Origin of the sequence: Eubacterium sp. An11 (assembly GCF_002161065.1) — a bacterium.
GTDB classification, from domain to species: Bacteria; Bacillota; Clostridia; order Lachnospirales; family Lachnospiraceae; genus Anaerobutyricum; species Anaerobutyricum faecale.
Map to the genome: position 1 here is coordinate 1 of NZ_NFLV01000003.1, position 19551 is coordinate 19551.

The 19551-nt window shown below is 40.4% G+C and carries 19 protein-coding genes; 3 read left to right on the plus strand and 16 right to left on the minus strand.

Annotated features, from left to right (window positions below):
- Positions 1-240: 240 nt before the first annotated feature.
- From B5E53_RS03345 to B5E53_RS03380, 8 genes are all read right to left on the minus strand, one after another.
- Positions 241-987, minus strand: a complete 747-nt coding sequence (locus B5E53_RS03345) for an ATP-binding protein (RefSeq protein ID WP_087312640.1) — start codon at positions 985-987, stop codon at positions 241-243.
- Positions 977-2533 (minus strand): IS21 family transposase, encoded by a 1557-nt coding sequence (gene istA, locus B5E53_RS03350; protein ID WP_087312641.1) that lies wholly within the window; start codon positions 2531-2533, stop codon positions 977-979. Before istA ends, B5E53_RS03345 begins: the two co-directional genes overlap by 11 nt.
- 355 nt (positions 2534-2888) lie before the next feature.
- A complete protein-coding gene (locus B5E53_RS03355; protein WP_087312642.1) occupies positions 2889-3533 on the minus strand; it encodes a hypothetical protein in 645 nt (214 codons plus the stop codon).
- 1 nt (position 3534) lies between these two features.
- Complete coding sequence (locus tag B5E53_RS03360) at positions 3535-5520, minus strand: DEAD/DEAH box helicase family protein (RefSeq protein ID WP_162611773.1); 1986 nt, start codon at positions 5518-5520, stop codon at positions 3535-3537.
- A 10-nt stretch (positions 5521-5530) separates the two neighbouring features.
- On the minus strand, positions 5531-5746 hold the full coding sequence (locus B5E53_RS03365) for a transcriptional regulator (protein WP_343215579.1): 216 nt from the start codon (positions 5744-5746) through the stop codon (positions 5531-5533).
- A 148-nt stretch (positions 5747-5894) separates the two neighbouring features.
- On the minus strand, positions 5895-6827 hold the full coding sequence (locus B5E53_RS03370) for a DUF5677 domain-containing protein (protein ID WP_087312645.1): 933 nt from the start codon (positions 6825-6827) through the stop codon (positions 5895-5897).
- 775 nt (positions 6828-7602) lie between these two features.
- A complete protein-coding gene (locus B5E53_RS19650) occupies positions 7603-7653 on the minus strand; it encodes a hypothetical protein (protein WP_242963508.1) in 51 nt (16 codons plus the stop codon).
- A 257-nt stretch (positions 7654-7910) separates the two neighbouring features.
- A complete protein-coding gene (locus B5E53_RS03380; protein WP_204245484.1) occupies positions 7911-8189 on the minus strand; it encodes a helix-turn-helix transcriptional regulator in 279 nt (92 codons plus the stop codon).
- 306 nt (positions 8190-8495) lie between these two features.
- On the opposite strand from B5E53_RS03380, the gene B5E53_RS20045 reads away from it, so the two are divergent.
- Positions 8496-8849 (plus strand): transposase, encoded by a 354-nt coding sequence (locus tag B5E53_RS20045; protein WP_343215580.1) that lies wholly within the window; start codon positions 8496-8498, stop codon positions 8847-8849.
- Positions 8843-9754 carry an IS110 family transposase gene (locus tag B5E53_RS03390; RefSeq protein ID WP_343215581.1) on the plus strand — a complete coding sequence of 304 codons (912 nt, stop codon included), beginning with the start codon at positions 8843-8845 and terminating at the stop codon, positions 9752-9754. The genes B5E53_RS20045 and B5E53_RS03390 overlap by 7 nt, the downstream gene beginning before the upstream one ends.
- A gap of 193 nt (positions 9755-9947) precedes the next feature.
- Here the strand turns inward: B5E53_RS03390 and B5E53_RS03395 are convergent, their stop codons facing one another.
- The 3 genes from B5E53_RS03395 to B5E53_RS03405 form a co-directional block, all read right to left on the minus strand.
- Complete coding sequence (locus tag B5E53_RS03395; RefSeq protein ID WP_087312648.1) at positions 9948-11174, minus strand: MFS transporter; 1227 nt, start codon at positions 11172-11174, stop codon at positions 9948-9950.
- Positions 11175-11266: 92 nt separating this feature from the next.
- Positions 11267-11917 (minus strand): TetR/AcrR family transcriptional regulator, encoded by a 651-nt coding sequence (locus B5E53_RS03400; RefSeq protein WP_087312649.1) that lies wholly within the window; start codon positions 11915-11917, stop codon positions 11267-11269.
- A gap of 102 nt (positions 11918-12019) precedes the next feature.
- Positions 12020-13495: an aspartate aminotransferase family protein gene (locus tag B5E53_RS03405; protein ID WP_087312650.1), complete on the minus strand. Its 1476-nt coding sequence runs from the start codon at positions 13493-13495 to the stop codon at positions 12020-12022.
- Between the two features lie 125 nt (positions 13496-13620).
- Between B5E53_RS03405 and B5E53_RS03410 the strand changes: the two genes are divergently transcribed.
- Complete coding sequence (locus B5E53_RS03410) at positions 13621-14535, plus strand: LysR family transcriptional regulator (RefSeq protein WP_087312651.1); 915 nt, start codon at positions 13621-13623, stop codon at positions 14533-14535.
- A gap of 37 nt (positions 14536-14572) precedes the next feature.
- Here the strand turns inward: B5E53_RS03410 and B5E53_RS03415 are convergent, their stop codons facing one another.
- The 5 genes from B5E53_RS03415 to B5E53_RS03435 form a co-directional block, all read right to left on the minus strand.
- The gene (locus tag B5E53_RS03415; RefSeq protein WP_087312652.1) at positions 14573-16018 is read right to left on the minus strand and encodes an FAD-dependent oxidoreductase; all 1446 of its coding nucleotides are present in this window, start codon (positions 16016-16018) and stop codon (positions 14573-14575) included.
- A 91-nt stretch (positions 16019-16109) separates the two neighbouring features.
- On the minus strand, positions 16110-17120 hold the full coding sequence (locus tag B5E53_RS03420; protein ID WP_087312829.1) for a type II TA system antitoxin MqsA family protein: 1011 nt from the start codon (positions 17118-17120) through the stop codon (positions 16110-16112).
- 339 nt (positions 17121-17459) lie between these two features.
- A complete protein-coding gene (locus B5E53_RS03425) occupies positions 17460-17792 on the minus strand; it encodes a DUF3795 domain-containing protein (RefSeq protein ID WP_087312653.1) in 333 nt (110 codons plus the stop codon).
- A 48-nt stretch (positions 17793-17840) separates the two neighbouring features.
- The gene (locus tag B5E53_RS03430) at positions 17841-18269 is read right to left on the minus strand and encodes a helix-turn-helix transcriptional regulator (RefSeq protein ID WP_087312654.1); all 429 of its coding nucleotides are present in this window, start codon (positions 18267-18269) and stop codon (positions 17841-17843) included.
- 360 nt (positions 18270-18629) lie between these two features.
- Positions 18630-19445: a hypothetical protein gene (locus tag B5E53_RS03435; RefSeq protein WP_087312655.1), complete on the minus strand. Its 816-nt coding sequence runs from the start codon at positions 19443-19445 to the stop codon at positions 18630-18632.
- Positions 19446-19551 lie beyond the last annotated feature (106 nt).

Genomic DNA, 19551 nt, shown 5'->3' on the forward strand with positions numbered 1-19551 from the left:
TCCATTGTTCGCAGCGGACTTTATGAGTAATTTTATCCATGAGTGCGATAACCCTCCCTGAAAAATCTTAGATTTTATAAAGGGATTATCTCATAAAAACTAGCATTTGACACGGTACTGAATATTCTGCGGTGGCAGAGCCACCAAATCTCCTGGAATAGAGCCATGGAATCCGTTATTGAGAGCCAGTCGTCCGATGGTGGGAGCCATGACCTGTGTCGTGGCTCCCAGTAGGATGATCTAGTTTTTGATCTTCCTTTTCCTTTGCCGCATGGAAACATCCCCGTCAATCCGCATGGTATAGGCAGATGGGATGATGCGGTCAAGGATGGAATCGGCAAGGGCACTGCCCCCTAATCTTTCATGCCAGCCTTCTGGCATGAACTGGGAACAGAAGATGGTGGAAACCTGGCCGCAGCGGTATTCCATCAGTTCCAACAGATCCCTTTGCTCCTGATCGGAAGCAGGGATCAAAAGAAATTCATCAAGAATCACAAGTGGGAGCTTTTGAAACTGCTTCATCACTTGATGATATTTTCCCTGTATCCTCGCTGCTTCCAGTTCGCTGAACAGTTCCAGCAGACGGATATATCTGGTCTTATATCCGGATTGGCAGGCGTTGACTCCCAGTGCATTAGCAATAAAACTCTTGCCGGAACCTGTGGCTCCGATCAGAACGACATTCAGCCCTTGGCGGATGTAGTCATTATCCGCCAGGCTCTCCAGAAGATCCCGGTTCAGATGCCGGTCCGGCAGATAATCAATGTTTCCAAGAAATGCAGATGAATCAGAGAACTTCGCGTTCTTGATCAATCTTTTGATATTGTTATTATGCCGGGAATCGTATTCCGCATCAACCAACAGCATGAGACGCTCATGGAAGGACATGGAGCCGTATTCAGCTTCCCGGTCGATCTGTTTTTCATAAGCTTCCGCAAAGGCAGGCAGCCTCATAGACTTTAACTTTTTCACTGTATCATTTTTCATGGCTGCCACCTCCGTAATAAGAAGCTCCACGGACCAGGGCATAGCTTTCGTCATGGATAGTCTCAGAGGATCGGTCTGATGGGCCAGCAGCCTTGTCATTGCCGGATTCCAGGATCAGGCGGATATTCTTATAACGCGGGCTGGGGATCCGCTCTAAAGCTGCTTTGCAGGCATGTTCCAATCTTTCCGGAGTATATTTATCCGCCAGTTTCAGGAGAGACAGGCAGCCCTTATAAGCCTGTTCTTCAATCCGGTAGGAATCAAAGATCCTCTGGATCACCTGATGGGTTGACTCACCGATACCAGATGCCCACTTAAGGAACCTCGCCTTATCCCATTCACTGTACAGCTGATGGTTGACAGGCATATGCTCCGGGATTGTGGAGTACTGCCCGCGGCGACCATAAAGGCGTTTGTGGCTGCAGATCCGATTCCCTTTGTAATAAACCTCAATGCTGCTCTTGGTGTACCGGACGTCCACTTTCTTGCGCACATACTCATAAGGGACCGAATAGTTCTGAAAATCTATGGCAATGTGATAGTTCAGCTGAACGGTAGCGGATTTCCAGTGGGCAAACTCATATGGATATCTGGGAAGCGGCTGTAAAAAGGGAAGTTCCTCTTCCAGAAATACAGAGTGACGGGAACCGTCTTTTTTCTGGAAAGGAGCCTCATTAAACTGATCCAGTTCCTTTCGGATCGCTGCATTCATGGTATGGATATCAAAAAATTTCCGGTTCCGCAGACGGGCAATGATGTGGGAAGTCAGATTCCCAACACTCCCTTCTACAGCTGCTTTATCACGCGGGGCCAATACCCGGGCCGGAAGCAATGCAGTGTGATAGTGATCCGCAAGCTCCTGGTAAGAGTGGTTTACGACTGGATCTTCGTATTTTCTGTTGCTGAGGATGCCAACCTTCAGATTATCCGGGGTCAGGATCCTGGTGGCACCGCCGAAGAACTCATACATAGCGATATGCGCATTGATCCAGTCCTCCTCTTTCATGGTCCGGCATGCCTGCGCATAGCAGTACATGCTGAAAGGCAGCGTTGCTACAAACAGATAAACCTTGCTGCTGTTCCCAGAGATCTTATCATAAAGGGGCAGCGCGGTCCCGGCCCAATCGACCATCAGTTTGTCACCAGGTTTATGCCGGATATGCATGGTAAGCTTATTTTTCAAAACATAATCCTGATATAACTTGCAGTATTGGGAGTAGCCGTATGGTGGTTTTCCGGCATCCCGGCAGGTATCAACATACTCCTGCCACAACAGCTTTAATGTTACGCCGCTTTTCAATAATTCCTTATGGATATAAGGAAAATCCGGTGTGACCAATGCTGGGAGCAATGCTTCTTCTGGAAAAAGTGTATTGTGGATTTCCATTTCTTCCATGGATTCCAGTGCCTCTTTCGATAACTGATGATTTGAGGCTGCTTTTACCACCTTAGCAACCGTATTCCTGGATACGCACAAAGTACTGGCAATGCGCCGTTGGCTATAACCGTCCTGCAGCATCTGTAAAATTTGTTTTTCTTTGGACATTTGATCGTCCTCCTCTCAAAGTATTACGGATTCATCCGTTAGGATGATTGTATTGCTTCAAGAGGTGGCTCTCAACAGCGGATTGCCCTTATAATTTAGGTGGCTCTATCGTTCGGAATAGATGGCTCTCTGTAACGGATTGAGTGGCTCTGAAGCCACGGAATACTCAGGTACTTGCTATTATGCGTTTACATTTTTATGAAATTGCTTTTGCGAAATTAATTATACATTATTAATAAATACCTCATAATTCTCCTTTCCGCTTCTGTACATCATGTTCAAAAGCAATAAAAAAGGCAGCTACAAATCTCTCGACTTATAACTACCCTGACGCTATGCTATATTATTGATAATATCAGCAAATATACCAACATTCACTTGTTATATCCAATATGTTTTTAAAATCATCGAACTCTATTTTTTTATCCAATCCAATTTTATATGTTGCTGCAGTATCCAAACATATGTCTAGATGATTTAGCGGATGCATTCTCCCATTTTCATGTTCCGAATCAATATCATATCGTATATATCCTAAATCATATTTTAATAAATGCGAAATAAGTAACCACATTTCTTTTGTAGTAAAATCATTATCATTTACCTCAGGTTCCATAATTATCTCAAAAATTGTTTCAAAATCCATTTCTTTTCGATTCATCTTCTCGAATGCTTCTATAAGAAATGACACCACCATTGGATTAATTATGGTTCCTGTAATATTATCATAAATTATAATATTATCTTGATTGCTACTATCATCAATACAAAATGGAAACTGCATTGAAAACATTTTTTCTTCAAGCAAATAAAATATACGATTCATTTTATCAATTGAAATTTTTACCTTTTCGCTACGCTCATCTGTCAAAAAAATACTAACATCAAACATTCTAATAGTATATAATAATAATAGAATTGCTTCTTCCCTTGTTCTTAGTGGCTTTATTGACATCTCGGAAATCTGTTTACTCATTCTAAACGTAAGTTCTTTTCCCATCTTACTGCTCCATCATAGAGAAATTAGTTTGAATAAATTCTTCTAATTTATCTCTATCCACTTCCTTATTAAACCTTGTCTTTGTCATTTCATGAATTATTTTACGATTCTCCTTATTAGTCACACCTATTTCATCCATAATTTCTGTAGCCATATCAAACAATGATTGATGCAAATTAGTTCTCTTAATTATTGCATTAGCAAGTCTTGTTTTTTCTTCATCCGATGGTTCCTCAACTTTAAGAAATCCTTCTCTATTAACAAAGTCTATTCCTGGCTTTAGTATTTTGATATTCTTTGCCTCACTTGGCAATATTAAATAAGAGGTTAAAAAGGACCTTGTTAACATCATATAAATAGAATTTCTTATTGAAAAATCATTTGTAAGAACATTTTGCATAATACAAATTACAAACGGAAATTCCAATCCCTTAACATTATTCCTATTACTTATAAAAAGAGTTCCCTTTCTCTTCTCCTTAGTTTCATATCCTATATTCACCGTCCAGTTATATTTTTCTTTTATCATGGATTGTAAATTTGATGCAAGTTTAAAGTTGGCATCAATATTTTCCATAAATATAATACCTATATCATCCGGAAGAACTGTTGGATTACATGCTCTTATATTATCAATAATACCTAACACTGTAGAAAGATACTTATCCTCTCCTGATGGAATAATTGTAATCCCATCGGATTTAGACGTATCTATATCTTCAAAACGTTTTAAGGGTTTTCTATATAATTCGATATACTGTCCTTCTCTTTTTACATCATATCCACAAGCTTCCCACTCATCATCTTTAAGCCATCTTAATTTTTTCTCAAATAATCCCATACCAATTGCATGGGCGCCCATTAATGTTCTAGGATCTGTTCTATAACATTTATTAAGCAAAAAATCCGGATTTACAACAGTTAATGACTTATTTTCAAATATATCTTGAAAGATATCACCTGCAACATATACACATTTCTTAGCTACTTTCTCGCATAATGCAAAAAAACCCTCAGAAAAATCCTGGCTCTCATCAATCAATATATAATCAAAGCAAGTTTGAAAATCTTCTATTTGATTTAGCCTTAATAATGCTTCCCTACATATAGTATCAAACGACTTATTATATGAAAATCCGCTAAACGGAATATCATAGTGATTGCAGATATAGCTATATACTCCAGAATCAGGATTTCTATATGATCCCCAGCTTCTCATAACCCAAAGTCTTTTTTTCCATTGAATCTGTTCTTCAACTTTCATAAAATCAAAAAATTCTGGCACTCTTTTTCTTAAACTATCAGCCAATATGACATTATGACAGGTGAATACTATTTTACATTCATTGTCATCAGTATATAATTCCTTTATTTTATGCAGTAACAACTCTGTCTTACCGGTTCCAGCAAGTCCCTGAATTGTTATACGCTTTTTCTTAGGCTCATCAAAAATAAATTTTGTTTGTTCTCCATCAAACAAAATAATTTTCCTTTTTATCTGATCCAAAATATTATCTGGGATACCTGTTCCCAAACGCTCGGCTTCATTAATGCTACCTGTAGCCAGAGAAATAAGAATATCACCTTTCCTTATTAATTCATCGCCCGTTATTTCATTTTCTTTTAATATATTTTTGAAAGAAAACTCTTCTGGTGAATATTGTATCTCTGATACAAATTCCTCTCTCCATTGTCTAGGTCTGCCCACTATATTAATAAAATCATATTTTTTTGCAATATATCCTATATCATCAATAAAATCATCTTGGAATTCTTCAAATAATTCTCCTTCATCACCAAAATTAATAAATATCATCTTGTGTCTTGGCATAAGAACCACAAATGCATCTTGATAGTCATAATCTGCTTTTTTGTCAATTATCGGTTTCTTAAGCAAATATATAGGATTCATAATATCATCTAATCCTATTCTTTTGATTGCTTCAACACACCTTTTTTGACTATTTGATGAAACTTCAAAGTTCATATAAAACATACTATTTTCTATCATCATTTCCTCCCATTTTTAAAAGTCTTTCCATTTTCATTTTATACTGCATAAGTCTTAAAACATAGTTTGGCATTTTTCTTTTTCCATGTTCCCAATCTTGAATAGTCCTATATGGTATCTCATAGTATTCAGAAAACTGTTTCCAGTTCATTCCACTTTTATTTTTCAATTCTATCAATTCTTCCCGTTTTCCCATCATCATCCCTCCATGTTGACTATTATATACCAGACAACGCACTGCGTCCACATGATTTTCATGAACTATATATGGCTTCAATTTTCTCAAAATAAGGACAGCAGCAAACCATTTGTTACGGCCCGCAACTGCCCCACGTTGTCATAATGAAAATTTATATAATCATATCTAAATTGTGACTTGCAATATTCCTTTTATTTTGGAAATCAATAAAAAATGCTTTAAACTCTCTCCTCTCCATTTCTCCATCGCCAAGATAATCATAAATCTTCGTCAAAAGTCCCATTGAAAAAGTGCATGTTAATGAAAAAGTTGAACTTCCATCAACTGGATTTCTGATAGGTTTTAAACATATTCCGTTCTCATTGAAACTGATATCCATTGTAGAATTATATGCATGTGTTTCATACGATAACTCTCCATAAATACTATCATAATACTTTTCATACCCGGTTTCCGTCATCAGACCTTTAAAATTTGTCACATTGCTGCAAACCTCATACCATTTTATATACTTCTTTTTTTCTTTTTTCCTTTTTCTATCTCTATCAATTTCCTGAAAAACGGGCTTAGATTTAACAATTCGTTCAAAAGCTTCTCTCTTTTTCAGAAGCTTATTCATATCAACATCAAAAGCCTCTTGACCTTTGTTTGCAATAACTTGTTTTTTAAATTCAGATTCGGTATTAAATTTTTTTTCTCCCATTTCTATTTCTTGATAATGATGTTCTAAACAATATGCCGATGCTCTTTTTTGTATGTCTTCTTTTAATATAAATTGCAAACTAACAATATTCTCAACAAGAGACCTGAAAATAATTTGAGTTTGCTTAAAGGAACCTATTGAAAACAACAAATTTATTGCATCAATTTGTTCCATAATTTTTCTGATGAATAAACATACAACTGTATCGATAAAATCATCTTTTCTTGATGTCCCATAGCACATTTCATTTTCTAATTCACCAAACTTAGTTATTATAGATGCCAACACATTGCTTACTTGTTCTATTGTATTTTTGACATTGCTATTGTTATTAACATTATAAAAAAGGTTGTCAAAGGTATTTAAATAACTATCGTTCATATTGAAGTCTCCTTATCCCAAATTTATTTGTATTATATTCCATCAGCTTATATTAGTAAATCCCGAAACTAATGTTTTATTATCTCGTTAAAAAAATAATAATTATATAAGTTATTAGCCAAACTGTACAAAACTTATACCTAACAACTTCTTTCTACTTCTAGACATCGTATCCTAAAATACAAAAATGCAGTTACAAGTATTATTTCTGCCTTTTCAAATCCAGCTTTTCTATTCAGAAATTCCTCTTGTTCTTGACTCTCTCCTGGTTCACATACTTCTGTTTTACCTTATCCCGGAACACAGCTAAAGGGCTTCTGCTCCTGTGGGAACTTCTTTGCAGAAAACTCCTTAAAGGCTACGGTCAGCGCGTCATTCTGCCGGGTGGTAACAGCCTGTTACACGGCTTCAAATACGTTCAATAGGCAAATTCTCCTGAAAATCAGCAAAGATGGACAGGACTGTCAACGACGGCACAGAGCGATGTTCATTTTATCGTGGATTGGTTCGGCTGACTTTATTATGCGTTGAATCAGTTTTAACTGCGAAAGGTACAAATCAAACTAGTTGCGCCTGGTTTCTTCATCTGTGTTATCGGGATTTGGCATATTCACTAGCTCTAGTTATAGCTTCCATCTGGTTTTCGGCCAATCAGACCATCTTCATTCAATGGCATTTAGCAACACTGTCAAACAAATTGCCATGGAGAACTCCAAAACGTATAGATTGACACATCAAAATCTTGTGATAACAGTTTTAAGGTATCTGTATTTGGCTACGTTTCACCTGTTTCCCATCTACTAACCGCCTGTCGGATAACTTGCACACGCTCTGCCAGTTGTTTTTGTGTAAGATTGTTTTTTTATCGCAATTTTTAAGAATATCTTGTATTTTCATGCTAATCCCTCCTAAAGGATAATTTTTACTCATTATAGCCTCAAAACAGGATTTTTAACAAGCAACTCGCTGTTACTACGGAATAGTGGGCTGCTATCTGTCAAATTCTTGTGTGTTACTTTAAGGTACATGAGCATTAACACAAGGGACATAATCTCTCGTCATATGACGCATGTGACAGATTTTTTATTTTTGGCGAACAATTCCAAATATGTATTTGCCTTTAGGTGGGATGCTTTCACCAGTCAGCTTCTGATTATAATAGATTAGGTCGTCAAGTCCCACATCATACAGTCTTGTCAGTGCATCGCAATTCAAAATGTCGGGTACTGACTGACCGGATTCCCATTTTGCAACAGCTTGTCGTGAAACACCAATTCGCTCTGCTACATCTTCTTGAGAAAATTTATTAAGTTGTCGCAGTATAGCTAAATTGTAAGCGATATTACTTTTCTGCATTTTCATATTTATAATCCACCTTTCTGCGAAAGGTACCAATGCATCATGAAACATGTTGGATGGCTTTCGCTTTTTATTTTCTTCTGATATTATCTCCTTATAAGACTGACACACTACTCAACACGCGGAGGTGAGTGGCGGGGCTGTATAGCGGCGACCCCGTATTTTTATTTGTGTCGGTCATCCGTTAAGGCATCAATGATTGGCGCATACCCGTAGCCCGCAAACTTATCTCTTCCAAAGTCGACTCGATTTTGCCGGATGACCAGTCCCTGTCAGTTTTATAGTTACAAAATATCAGGAGGTTATTTTGTGTCATTCAAAATCTTAAAAAAACATTGCTGCGGACTTGATGTCCACAAAACATGGATCTATGCCTGTATCGGTATTACGGATTCCAACAAACGTACGTTTTATAAGCAATCCCGCTTTTCTTCCTTCACAAAGGGATTACAAGCATTGTGTGACTGGCTTGCCAAATACAATTGTACTGACGTTTGTATGGAATCTACCGGAAAGTTTTGGATCCCTGTTTTCAATATCTTAGAGAAGAATAACATCTGGGTCACTCTTTCTCATCCTAAATATACCAAGCCTCAAAAAGGCAACAAGACTGACCGCAAAGATGCCGGTGGATCTGCGACCTATATATGTGCGGGATGGTGAAACCTTCTTTTATCCCACCTGCCGACATCCGTGCGTTAAGAGACCTTGTAAGATACCGATTCAAGCTCACCTGTATGATCACCGGCGAGAAGAATCGTGCCCATAACTGTCTTACTGTATCTAACTTAAAACTTGATGATGTCTTTTCGGATATATTTGGTAAATCTTCACGTTCTATCACTGAACAGATCTTACAACACCCGGGGGAAACTTTCGATGTGGCACCTTTTGTGGATAGCAGGTGTAAAACTCCGATTGAAGAGATACAGGATGCTGTTGATGGTGCCATTTCCACAGAACAGGCTGTAAAACTTAGACAATGTCTCAATCACATCGATGAATTAGAAAATCACAAAGCAGAAATAGAACGGGAAATCTTTCGTCTCAGTGATAAATACGAAGAAGTCCTAAATCTTATACGAACCGTCTCAGGATTCGATAAGAACCCAATGACTGCCATTCAGGTGCTCTCTGAAATCGGAGGTGATATGTCTGTCTTCCCCACAGCGAAAAACCTCGTTTCATGGGCTGGATGTTGTCCTCGCAACGATCAAAGCAATCAAAAAATCAAATCCACTAGGATTTCCCGTGCTGGTTCCTATTTTAAACCAGTTTTGGTGCAGATTGCAAATGCTTTGATCAAATCGAAGAAACATCCGGAATTTACTATCCGTTATCGACGCATAAAAGCACGCCGCGGGCACAAGAAAGCCATCATTGCCATCTGCCGTATGATCCTGACCGCTATCTGGCACATACTCACAGATCTAAAACCATATACTCCAGAAGGCTTTCTTGAACAACGTCCTGTGAAAAGATTAAAAATACTGACGACTTCACAAGCACTTAATCTGCTGAAACAGAGAGGTTATATCATCAAAGAGGATACCATTCCTGTTACCTGATTTGGTGTTGTGTCCATATTTCTCTTTTAAACCACCGAAAGATGGTTTATTTGCTATGCCCTTTATTTCTTGGCTGTCCACTATTTATTTGTTTCAAACTTTTCACACCTCCTTGCCTCATTATAATCTCAACTTTTTGAAAGTTCCACCAACTATGGAAATCAAAATATGTCATGTTTTGTTGTGCAGAATCTCACAACTTATTAAAAATCCTTTTAGAGTAAAAAGATATCAACAATGAGGCTGTCGCAGCTCCCATTAAAACCACCCATGTATGCATAGCAAAAATATCAAACAGAACACCATAAATCGCCTGCCCGACCGGTTGTCCACACATTGCAATGGAAATCAGTGCTGCCATGATTTTTCCGACTAATTGAGGCGGGGTCTGTGTTTGCACCAGTGTGTAGATTTGAACCATAAAGAGCGTGGAAGCTCCCATAGCAATGAAGCTCATGAAAGTGATTGCCCAATACGATACGATGGCGGGCATATTCAGGAAAAGGGAAATACCCATAACCGCTACGGCAATCGAACAAACCAAAAGCAGCACATACGAATTTTGGATTTTCAGCTTTTCCGATACGATGGCAGTTAAGATTCCGCCGCACAGACCTCCAAGCGCCAGCGCCCCCTGCGTGAAGCCATACATGGTATCAGACATCCCTAATACCTGCGTAATGAGAATGGGAGTTCCAACAATCATCACTGCGCTTAAAACTAGATTGAAGATGGACACCAGAAAAACTACCGAAAAGAAAATGGGCTTTTCTGTCTTTACAAATTGATAGCTTTCTTTCAGATCCATTTCGATTATCTGAAATACACCGACTTCACGCGGGCGTTTTTCGTATGGGATATGAATAAAAATCTCCATGATAGCTGAAAAAGTAAAACACGCTGCGCTCAAAAACAAAATCGGATCAATCCCCCAGAGAGTAAACATCACGCCACCGATCACCGGACCCAATAGTCCGGAAAGTGTATTGACCTGATTGATTACTGCATTTCCGGCCATCAATTTGTCTTTTGCTACCAGCAGTGGAACGCTCGCCTGTACTGCTGGCTGGTATGTGCCGGAAATACCATAGAGTAGCATCAAAACAACGATAAAAAGCGGAACTGTGGGAATTTTCCCCAGCGAAAAGTAAAACAGCATAATAATGGCTGCCGTAGAGAAATCCAGTCCTACCATTATGTTACGTTTATTCACACGATCAGCCAGTACCCCTCCAGCCATAGAAAGAATAACCATGGGAGCAAATGAACAGGCAGTCACAATACCAAACAAAGTGGAAGAACCTGTTTCCCGCAATAAATACAGCGGCAAGGCAAAACGCAAGATGGCATTGCCAAAAAGAGAAATGATCTGGCCGATCACCACGAGAGTAAAATCACGTCTGAAAAGTTTTGTCTTCATAAAATACCTCCATTATCTAACTATTAAACCGACCGTCGGTTTGATATATGTCTAAAATAAACTGCTCATTTAGAGCAGCTCATTTTAGGGAGTCAGTCCGTGTGCTGGGACTTGCAATAGCTGATATAGCCTTTTATCATTTCCTCGTCCAAAAGTTGATGGATACCAACACCCTCTAACATGTCATTAAATGTTTCGCAACGATTACGCATCCCCGCTTTGTCAGTCATACTGACCAGTGGATTGAGCCATACATTTGATAAAACCATGATAGCTTCTGCCAGTTCATGGGGATTATCCGCCTGAATGGAACCATCGTCAATCCCCTGCTGTAAGATCGGCTGGATGAACTTTGGAGCAACAATCTGATAGAGCTGGGCAATCTGCATTGCCAGAAAGCGTGGATTATCCAACAAGCATGGCGTAACTGTCAGCATTAAGCTCTGGTTGGAGTTAAATAAAGCAGCTTTAAAGATTGCCCGTAGTTTTTCCAGTCCATTCAAGGATTTTTCATCCCGTACTTTTGCCAAAGCAGTTGTATTTTCTTCGCCTATCCGATGAAATATTGCTTCAAAAATTTCTTCCTTGGACGAAAAGTGATGGTAAATTGCACCTTTTGAAAGCTTTGTTTCATTGATAATGTCCTGCAAAGATGTTGCGTCATATCCTTTTTCAACAAACAAATGGGTGGCAGCATCCAAGATTAGCTTCACGGTTTCCTCCGGGTATTTGTTTCTTGCCATCTGACACCTCCATACAAACCAACGGTCTGTATAAAGTATATCAATATCGATTGTTATTGTCAAGCAGGTTATAGCTTGAAAATATCTTCTTTTCTACTACCCTCACGCGCTATGCCAATATCTTTCCTCTTTCTGCGTCTTGGCGCCAAAAACAGCCTCTGCATTCTCATCGCTCGCCAGCTGTTTCAGCAGATTCACGGTGTCGCAGATATCTTTTTCTGTTGTCCTCGGATTGATGGTACACATTCTGAGCACTTTCTGTCCATTTAATTCCGTGGTGTAGATCTGTGCGAAACCGCTCTCCGTGATTTTTCTGGATATTTCCTGATTGTATGCATCAATTTCTGCCGGCGTTGTGTTTCCATGCGGCACATAACGGAAATTGATGACTCCCAGCTGGGCAGGGGAAATGATTTCCCAGCCCGGGGTTTTCTGGAGAAGCTCTTCTGTCAGTTCTGCCATGGCGCAGCCATGATCAATGACTTCGCCCATGGCGCGGCTTCCCATGGTCTGCAGGGTGAGCCACAGTTTTAAGCCGCGGGCGGGACGTGTCAGTTCCGGACCCAGATCCCAGAATTCCACGCCTTCTTCGGAGGTTTCTGCATCTTTTAAATATTCCGGATGTGCGGCGAAGCTGTGTACCAGCGTGGATTCTTTGCGCACCAGAACTGCGCTGCAGCTGTATGTCTGGAGCATCCATTTGTGGGCGTCCCAGCTCATGCTGTCTGAATATTCTATTCCGGACAGTTTTTCTCTGTATTTTTCTGAAAGCAGTGCGGAGGCTCCAAAGGCTCCGTCCACGTGCATCCATATGTCAAATTCTTTGCAGAGCGCGGCGATGTCATGCATCGGGTCCACGCTGCCGGTATTGGTTGTACCGGCTGAGGCAATAACTGCAAATGGAATCCGTCCTTCTTCCCGGTCGTTAAGGATGGCGGCGCGCAGTGCGGTAATGTCCATACGAAACAATGAATCTACCGGGATAACACGAATCTGATCTTTGCGGAAACCAATGATATGCAGGCCCTTTGCCACGGACGCATGGGTCTGCCCGGAAACGTAAATGACAGCGCGGCTTCGCTCTTCGTAAGTCAGTTTCTGGTCTCTTGCCGCGGTCAGAGCGGTCAGATTGGCCATGGAACCTCCGGAAACGAACAGTCCTCCGCTGGTCTTCGGATATCCTGCGAGGCTGCACATCCAGTTGATCAGTTTCTTTTCCACCAGCCCGGCAGCTGGTCCATTGACCCGGCAGCTGGCATGCGGGTTATAAAAGCCAGTCATGACATCGCCCATCCAGGAAAGCAGAGACGCCGTGGACGGAACGCAGGAAAAGCTGCGGGGATGCTGTCCGAGAATCGTATTGGAATAAATGTCCCGGAGCATTTCGGAATACACTTCCTGTACCGGACGCCCCTCTGCAGGAATCGTTTGTTTTTCAAGATGTTCCAATGTTGCTTCCTTCGCCGGGCGGCATACCGGCTGCTCTTTCATGCCGTCATAAAATGCAACGGCCTGCCCGGTGAATTCCTGTATCAAAGTACCTATCTGTGCATTTTGTATTTCTGTATTTGTCTTCATCTGCAGATGCCTCCTTGACTTTCTTCTGAAAGAAATGGTACCATGAATCGTAGCATTTGTATAATTCATAGTTTTGATGAAAATATTCAATTTTTTTGAACAGTAAAGTACGGAAGGGCAAGGAAATGGAAATAAGAAATTTGATAACTTTTATCCGAATTGCAGAAGTCAGGAATTTTTCCAAGGCTGCAGAGCAGCTGGGTTACTCACAGTCTGCGGTAACCATGCAGATCAAACAGCTGGAAAAGGAACTTCACGCGCAGCTGTTTGAACGAATTGGCAGACAGGTAAAATTGACACAGGCTGGAGAACGGTTGCTTCCTCATGCACTGGATATACTGAAAGCCGTCAGTCAGGCTGAAAATATTGTCCGGGAGCCCGGAGACATTTCCGGAAAGATTCGCATCGGTACCTGTGAATCCTATGTCATCAGCGTACTTCCCCATGTGATCATGGAGCTGCAGGAAATCTGTCCCCATGTGGAAGTCAGTACCTATACCGCGTTAGTACCTGATCTTTTCAGTATGCTCCGCCAAAATGATATCGACATTCTTTACTTTCTTGACGAGAAAATGTATTTTCCCGAATGGATCAAGGTCTCAGAACAGCCGGAAAATATATATTTTGTGGCGTCTGCGGATTCTCCTCTCGCCGGAGAAAAACAGATTCCCATAGAACGGCTCCTGCAGGAACCTCTTTATCTCACGGAGAAGGGCATCAGCTACCGGAATCCCATGGAACAGTTTCTTGCGTCGAAGGGCTATGAACTGCATCCCTTCTGGGAAGTGGGCAATACTGATGTCATCACCCGCTTTTTGCTGCAAAACAGGGGAATCTCTTTTCTTCCGGAATACGTGGTACGTGATTACATAAAAAACGGACAGCTGGTTGTTCTTGATACCGAATGCCCCGACATCGTCATGTGGAGCCAGATCGTACACCACCGTCATAAACTGGTGACGCCACAGCTGCATCTTTGTATGGAACTGATGATGAAATATATGGGACAGAGCGCATATCCCGCGAACTGTCATTTATAAAACGCCCAACGATAGCAGCGGCTGCACTCTATGCATTTTATTCGGGGGATGACTCAAGGGCAATTCCTTCCTCCGCCGGGCCGTCTATCCGGTTTCCCTTATAATCAAAACGAGAACCGTGACACGGACAGTCCCAGGAACGCTCGTCCGGGTTCCATGTCAGCTCACATCCCATGTGAGGGCAGACGATATCCACCTGAAAGAGCTGCCCATCTTCGGTCTTATAAACCCCGGTTTTCCCCTGCGAGGTGTCAATGACGCCGCCATGTCCCCGCGGAAGTTCGTCCACAGTCTCCTGCGGCATATGAAAGAATCGTTTTGTCAGCCCCTTCACGGACTTCCCGGTATCCTCCAGGAGCTGAGGGATTTCCTCGCCGGAGAACCGGGACGGCGCAAATACCTCTGTGTAAGGATTATTTATTCCGCAGATCATATCTTTAAGCAGTATGGCAGATACCATGGCAGAGCTCATTCCCCATTTGCAAAATCCTGTCGCCACGTACCAGTCCGGGCGATCAGCGGCATATAATCCGATAAAAGGAACACGGTCTGTGGTCATACAATCCTGCGCAGACCAGCAGGCGGCGATACGGCTCTGAAGATACATTCTTCCGGCAGCTTCTTTCAGTTTCTCATAGCGTCCTCTCTCCCGGTTCTCGCCGGTCCGGTGCGCCTGCCCGCCGAGAAGAAGATACTGCTTGTACTGTCGGAAGGAAAGAACATCCTCGCCCTCTCCGATATAGAGCCCATCTACCGTTCCGGCGTTCTCCAGAGCGAGCACATAAGAACGTTCCTGATGCATTCTTGCAAAATACATCCCGGGAAAGTTAATAAAAGGAAAATGAACAGCAAAAACAATTTTATCTGCTCTCACACTGCCGCCAGGCGTTTTCACCAGATGTTCCTCCACTTCTTTCACGGGAGTATTCTCATAAATCTCCAGTTCCTCAGCCAGCGCCCCGATAAACTTCAGCGGATGAAATTCTGCCTGACCGTGGAAGCACACGGCGCCTGCGCAGGCGACCGGAAGAGAAATCTGGTTCTCCAGTACAACATCGACACCAAGCTTTTTGGCGGCTTCCACCTCTTTGGCTAATGTATCACCGTCCGCTGAATAAACGTAAGAATCACACTCCCTCAGATCACAGGAGATCCCCTTCTCCCGAATGATTTTTTTGTACTCTTCCACCGCAGCCTGATTGGCCTGCACATATTTCCGCGCTGTTTCTTCTCCTTTATTCTCGATAAATGTATGACAGAACATTCCGTGCTGAGACGTGATCTTCGCGGTAGTATTTCCGGTCTGTCCCCTTCCAATCCGGTCTGCTTCCAGAACAACTGCCCGCACACCGGCCTGCTTAAGCTGCCATGCCGTCAGTATTCCTGTCATTCCTCCGCCGATCACAGCCACATCCGCCCAGATGTCGCCTTTCAGAGAGGCTCTCTTTCTAATCGTAAAGGTTTTCGTCCATATTGAATCCATTTGATGTCTCCTATGCTTACTATTTAACCGTTTTTTATTTAATATTTCTCATAGGGGACATTTTATGCATGGAATGGGCAGAGGTGTTACTTTAAAATATCCTGATCTCTTTAGCCAGACTAAACGGAATAATCTCTCCGGAAGCAGTTTCTGTATATGCTTTCTCTTCATGCATATATGCAATAATTTCTTTTGCTTTGTAATACTTGAACTTTGCAACTACTTTATCCAGGATTATCTTTTCGTCATCACTTAATATTGAATAATCCATGTTTTTGCTTGGATATATGTGAAGCATCGATCCATAATTATCACTTACTTCTTCCTGGACATTTAATTTTTCAAGATTCATCAGACTATAGTGGCCAATAGGCAATGCTCCCATTGCCTCATGCCTGTATACCATTCCCGTCATGGCAAATCCATTTTTTATATATGCCAAAACATCAGAATACCAAAGCATTTTCATAAGTTTAACTTTATACAAATTTGAAATTTTCTCAGCTAAATAAGATATTATTGCTTCGATTTTGTCAATATCCAGCGTCCGAAAACCATTAGAATCGGAAGGCTCCTCAAAATTTGCATATTCACCTTCCAATGCCCGTCGCGTCAAATATTCCTTACCATAAGCATCTAATTTTTCAATAATCCTGGAATGGATTTCTCTTCTTTTTATATTAGAAAATTTATCCGCATTTTTCTTAAGAAATTCTAATGCCTGAAGCGGATTATCTTTAACCAGACGAAGCATTGTGTCATAAGCTTCATCCTGAATCGCTTTGCTCTCATACCGTGAAATAGTAGCTTCCCCCCATCCAAGCAGTCTTGCCAGATCCACTTGAGACAAGCCATAACTTTCTCTGATAGCTACAATCTCATCAGAAGTAAGCAATCCATGTTTTATCCGATAGGCATTACGGGCATTAAGCAGATTTTCATTTGTCATTGCACCCGTTTCAAATTCATTTTCATCTTCATCAGAATTCGCACAGAAATAAAATCTCTCTTCATATGTTACTTCTTCGCCCTTAAGAATCATCGTTGTAAAACGTTTTCTTTCTTCGACTTCGTGGGTTTTGCCGCACAGCGGACAATTCATATGGACCTTTTTATGTAATTCCTCCCAAAAATCATTAACTTCCGTCTTTTTCGATTGTACACCCAGTTTGATTTTATTCACCTCCAAAAATGTACTTGCTATCAATTGATAGTATATCAATCATTTGATAGGGTGTCAACATTGAGAATTTTTAAAAATGTATTTTTCTTATATCGTGAATCTTTCCTGGACATATGAGATATTTTGCCGTCATCTTCCTCTCTCAAAAACGAAAAGGAAAAGCAAACGATTCTATTGATACATTCGCTTGCTTTCCCTTATAGCTTTATGTTCTGTTTGCTTTTTTGATTCGTGGCAATCTGATATAATTTATGTATTTTATCCCTGCAAATTTTCCAAAGCAGAAGGATTATTGGCTATAATCGCTCCCACTGTTGAACAATTTGCCAAATCCGAACAATCGCCGCAGGTAGTGACGCCTTTTTTCAGCGCGCATTGACGAACCGCACACATACTCTCGCAAAATACGGTTTTAGCTCCGCTCATGCGGCAGCCCTCACAGTTGATATGCTCAGGAAGAATCGGGGCGTTATTTAATCCCGCCCAAAGCTTCGCGGTTTTTTCACGCAGCACCTGATCATTATGAATTGTGGCAATATATGCATCACATTTTTCACAATCCAGCCCGCAGAATCCAATTATATCTTTCATAAATCTTATACCTCCAATTATACATTTGCCTTCTCATTTTATCGTACACTAGTGTTCTTTTATCATTTGCTTTCTTCCTTTTTTTGACGGGAACTGTGCGATAGACAAACATGCCAAGCCTATGCCCAACATACAAATTGCGTTATCAGACTCAATTTCATTTAAAAATGATAAGACGACAACCGCGATTCCCATTGCCAATGATACACCCTTTAGAGCCAGAGTAACCACTTCAGAAATATTTTTATTTGTCGTATCATCTTTTGTATCTGTTTTTACCTGCATAAGTTCATCGACAGTCACATTATAAATTTCAGCCAATTTAGGAATAGTATTTATATCTGGAAAAGATAAATCCCTCTCCCATTTTGATACTGCTTTATCTGTAATGCCCAATTTTTCAGCAAGCTCGGCTTGTGTCATTCCTTGTTTCTTACGCAATTCTGCTATCATGCTTCCGAATGTTTGCTTTTCCATTGTGTACACTCCTTTGCTTTAATAGTTGCATGATAACATATTCTCCGGTCTCTACTCAACCGACCGCCAGTTTAGTCTGCTCGTCTGACGGTTTAAAGGCAGTTTAGTTGGAAAAATTGATATGTTGCATCATAAAAAATCATGATATTTATATACAGCGTCGTTTGCAACGAAAATATATTTTGGAAATTATAAAAACTACTCTTCTTCATAAATTAAAATGATTTATTTGCAAAAACCAGCTGGCACGAGAAGACAGAAAGTACGTCATTTGCTGAACGGTTCGTCCGACTTGATCCGTCGCTATTTTACCCTCTCGGTCGTATATGGGAACATATCCAAAACAAACCATAATCTGTCTCATTTAATCTGTAGCAACAGTGGCAATAATGCAATTCCTACGTCTACGCCCTTATCTGCAATCCATTTAATAACGCCTTTTACATTTTCCCATTTCTTCGATTTTCGATCTGAAGATTTAACTATTTTTTCCAATTCATCTATCTTGTGCAAAATTTCCTCTATTTCCGCATCCGGTAATGCTGACATATTTTCAATTTTTCTTCGCACATCGTTAAAAGAAATATTGATATCAATTTTATTTTCATTTGTATTTGTTATCTGAACCATCGGGGCACCTTGTGGAATTGTTTCTTGTAGAGAAGGAAATCCTAATGCCTTAAAAGATAACATCTTATTATAAACTTGTCTAAGATTATGAAATAGTGAGTCGCCCGACACATCATCATAAAATGCTTGCGACGAAATATAGAAATATAGTCCATCGCTAAGTTTGGGTATATACGGATGATATTTTGCAGTTACATCTTTGTATAACTGTAATTTTGCAAACTCTGGTGTCTCTTTATTTGCAGAATCAGAAATAGCATTTTTTAACGACTCCAAATCTTCTTCATACATAACTTTAAAATCAAATAACGGATCTTTATCCTTATCCGTTGCAATAATCAACTCAAGTTTTTCTTTAATTGCATTCAATTCTGGTCTGTAACTGAATTCACTGTCTTCAATAGCTGCTTTTCCAAATCCTTCAAAAATCCCGTTATATTTGTCAATTAATGTTTGATATAATTTTTCTGTGCCCTTATTGGAACTTTGAGCATCTTCGCACTGTTTTATATCTTCTTTCATTATTTTTAATAATTCTGTAGTCATTGTATTGCCTCCCATAAATTAGTATCTTCTTAAATCTTAAACAAATTATATCAAAACACGCCTTCATTTACACTTCTGAATGATTGGCGCATCGCAGGCATTTGAT

Excerpts from the sequence above, each read along its gene's own strand:
- B5E53_RS03425 (WP_087312653.1), bottom strand. The coding sequence starts at position 17,792 with ATGAAAGATATAATTGGATTCTGCGGGCTGGATTGTGAAAAATGTGAT.
- B5E53_RS03390 (WP_343215581.1), top strand. The coding sequence starts at position 8,843 with ATGGTGAAACCTTCTTTTATCCCACCTGCCGACATCCGTGCGTTAAGA.
- istA (WP_087312641.1), bottom strand. The coding sequence starts at position 2,533 with ATGTCCAAAGAAAAACAAATTTTACAGATGCTGCAGGACGGTTATAGC.
- B5E53_RS03420 (WP_087312829.1), bottom strand. The coding sequence starts at position 17,120 with ATGAATTGTCCGCTGTGCGGCAAAACCCACGAAGTCGAAGAAAGAAAA.
- B5E53_RS03395 (WP_087312648.1), bottom strand. The coding sequence starts at position 11,174 with ATGAAGACAAAACTTTTCAGACGTGATTTTACTCTCGTGGTGATCGGC.
- B5E53_RS03410 (WP_087312651.1), top strand. The coding sequence starts at position 13,621 with ATGGAAATAAGAAATTTGATAACTTTTATCCGAATTGCAGAAGTCAGG.
- B5E53_RS03345 (WP_087312640.1), bottom strand. The coding sequence starts at position 987 with ATGAAAAATGATACAGTGAAAAAGTTAAAGTCTATGAGGCTGCCTGCC.
- B5E53_RS03435 (WP_087312655.1), bottom strand. The coding sequence starts at position 19,445 with ATGACTACAGAATTATTAAAAATAATGAAAGAAGATATAAAACAGTGC.
- B5E53_RS03360 (WP_162611773.1), bottom strand. The coding sequence starts at position 5,520 with ATGAACTTTGAAGTTTCATCAAATAGTCAAAAAAGGTGTGTTGAAGCA.
- B5E53_RS03365 (WP_343215579.1), bottom strand. The coding sequence starts at position 5,746 with ATGATGATGGGAAAACGGGAAGAATTGATAGAATTGAAAAATAAAAGT.
- B5E53_RS03415 (WP_087312652.1), bottom strand. The coding sequence starts at position 16,018 with ATGGATTCAATATGGACGAAAACCTTTACGATTAGAAAGAGAGCCTCT.
- B5E53_RS03430 (WP_087312654.1), bottom strand. The coding sequence starts at position 18,269 with ATGGAAAAGCAAACATTCGGAAGCATGATAGCAGAATTGCGTAAGAAA.
- B5E53_RS03355 (WP_087312642.1), bottom strand. The coding sequence starts at position 3,533 with ATGGGAAAAGAACTTACGTTTAGAATGAGTAAACAGATTTCCGAGATG.
- B5E53_RS03380 (WP_204245484.1), bottom strand. The coding sequence starts at position 8,189 with ATGAAAATGCAGAAAAGTAATATCGCTTACAATTTAGCTATACTGCGA.
- B5E53_RS03405 (WP_087312650.1), bottom strand. The coding sequence starts at position 13,495 with ATGAAGACAAATACAGAAATACAAAATGCACAGATAGGTACTTTGATA.
- B5E53_RS03400 (WP_087312649.1), bottom strand. The coding sequence starts at position 11,917 with ATGGCAAGAAACAAATACCCGGAGGAAACCGTGAAGCTAATCTTGGAT.
- B5E53_RS03370 (WP_087312645.1), bottom strand. The coding sequence starts at position 6,827 with ATGAACGATAGTTATTTAAATACCTTTGACAACCTTTTTTATAATGTT.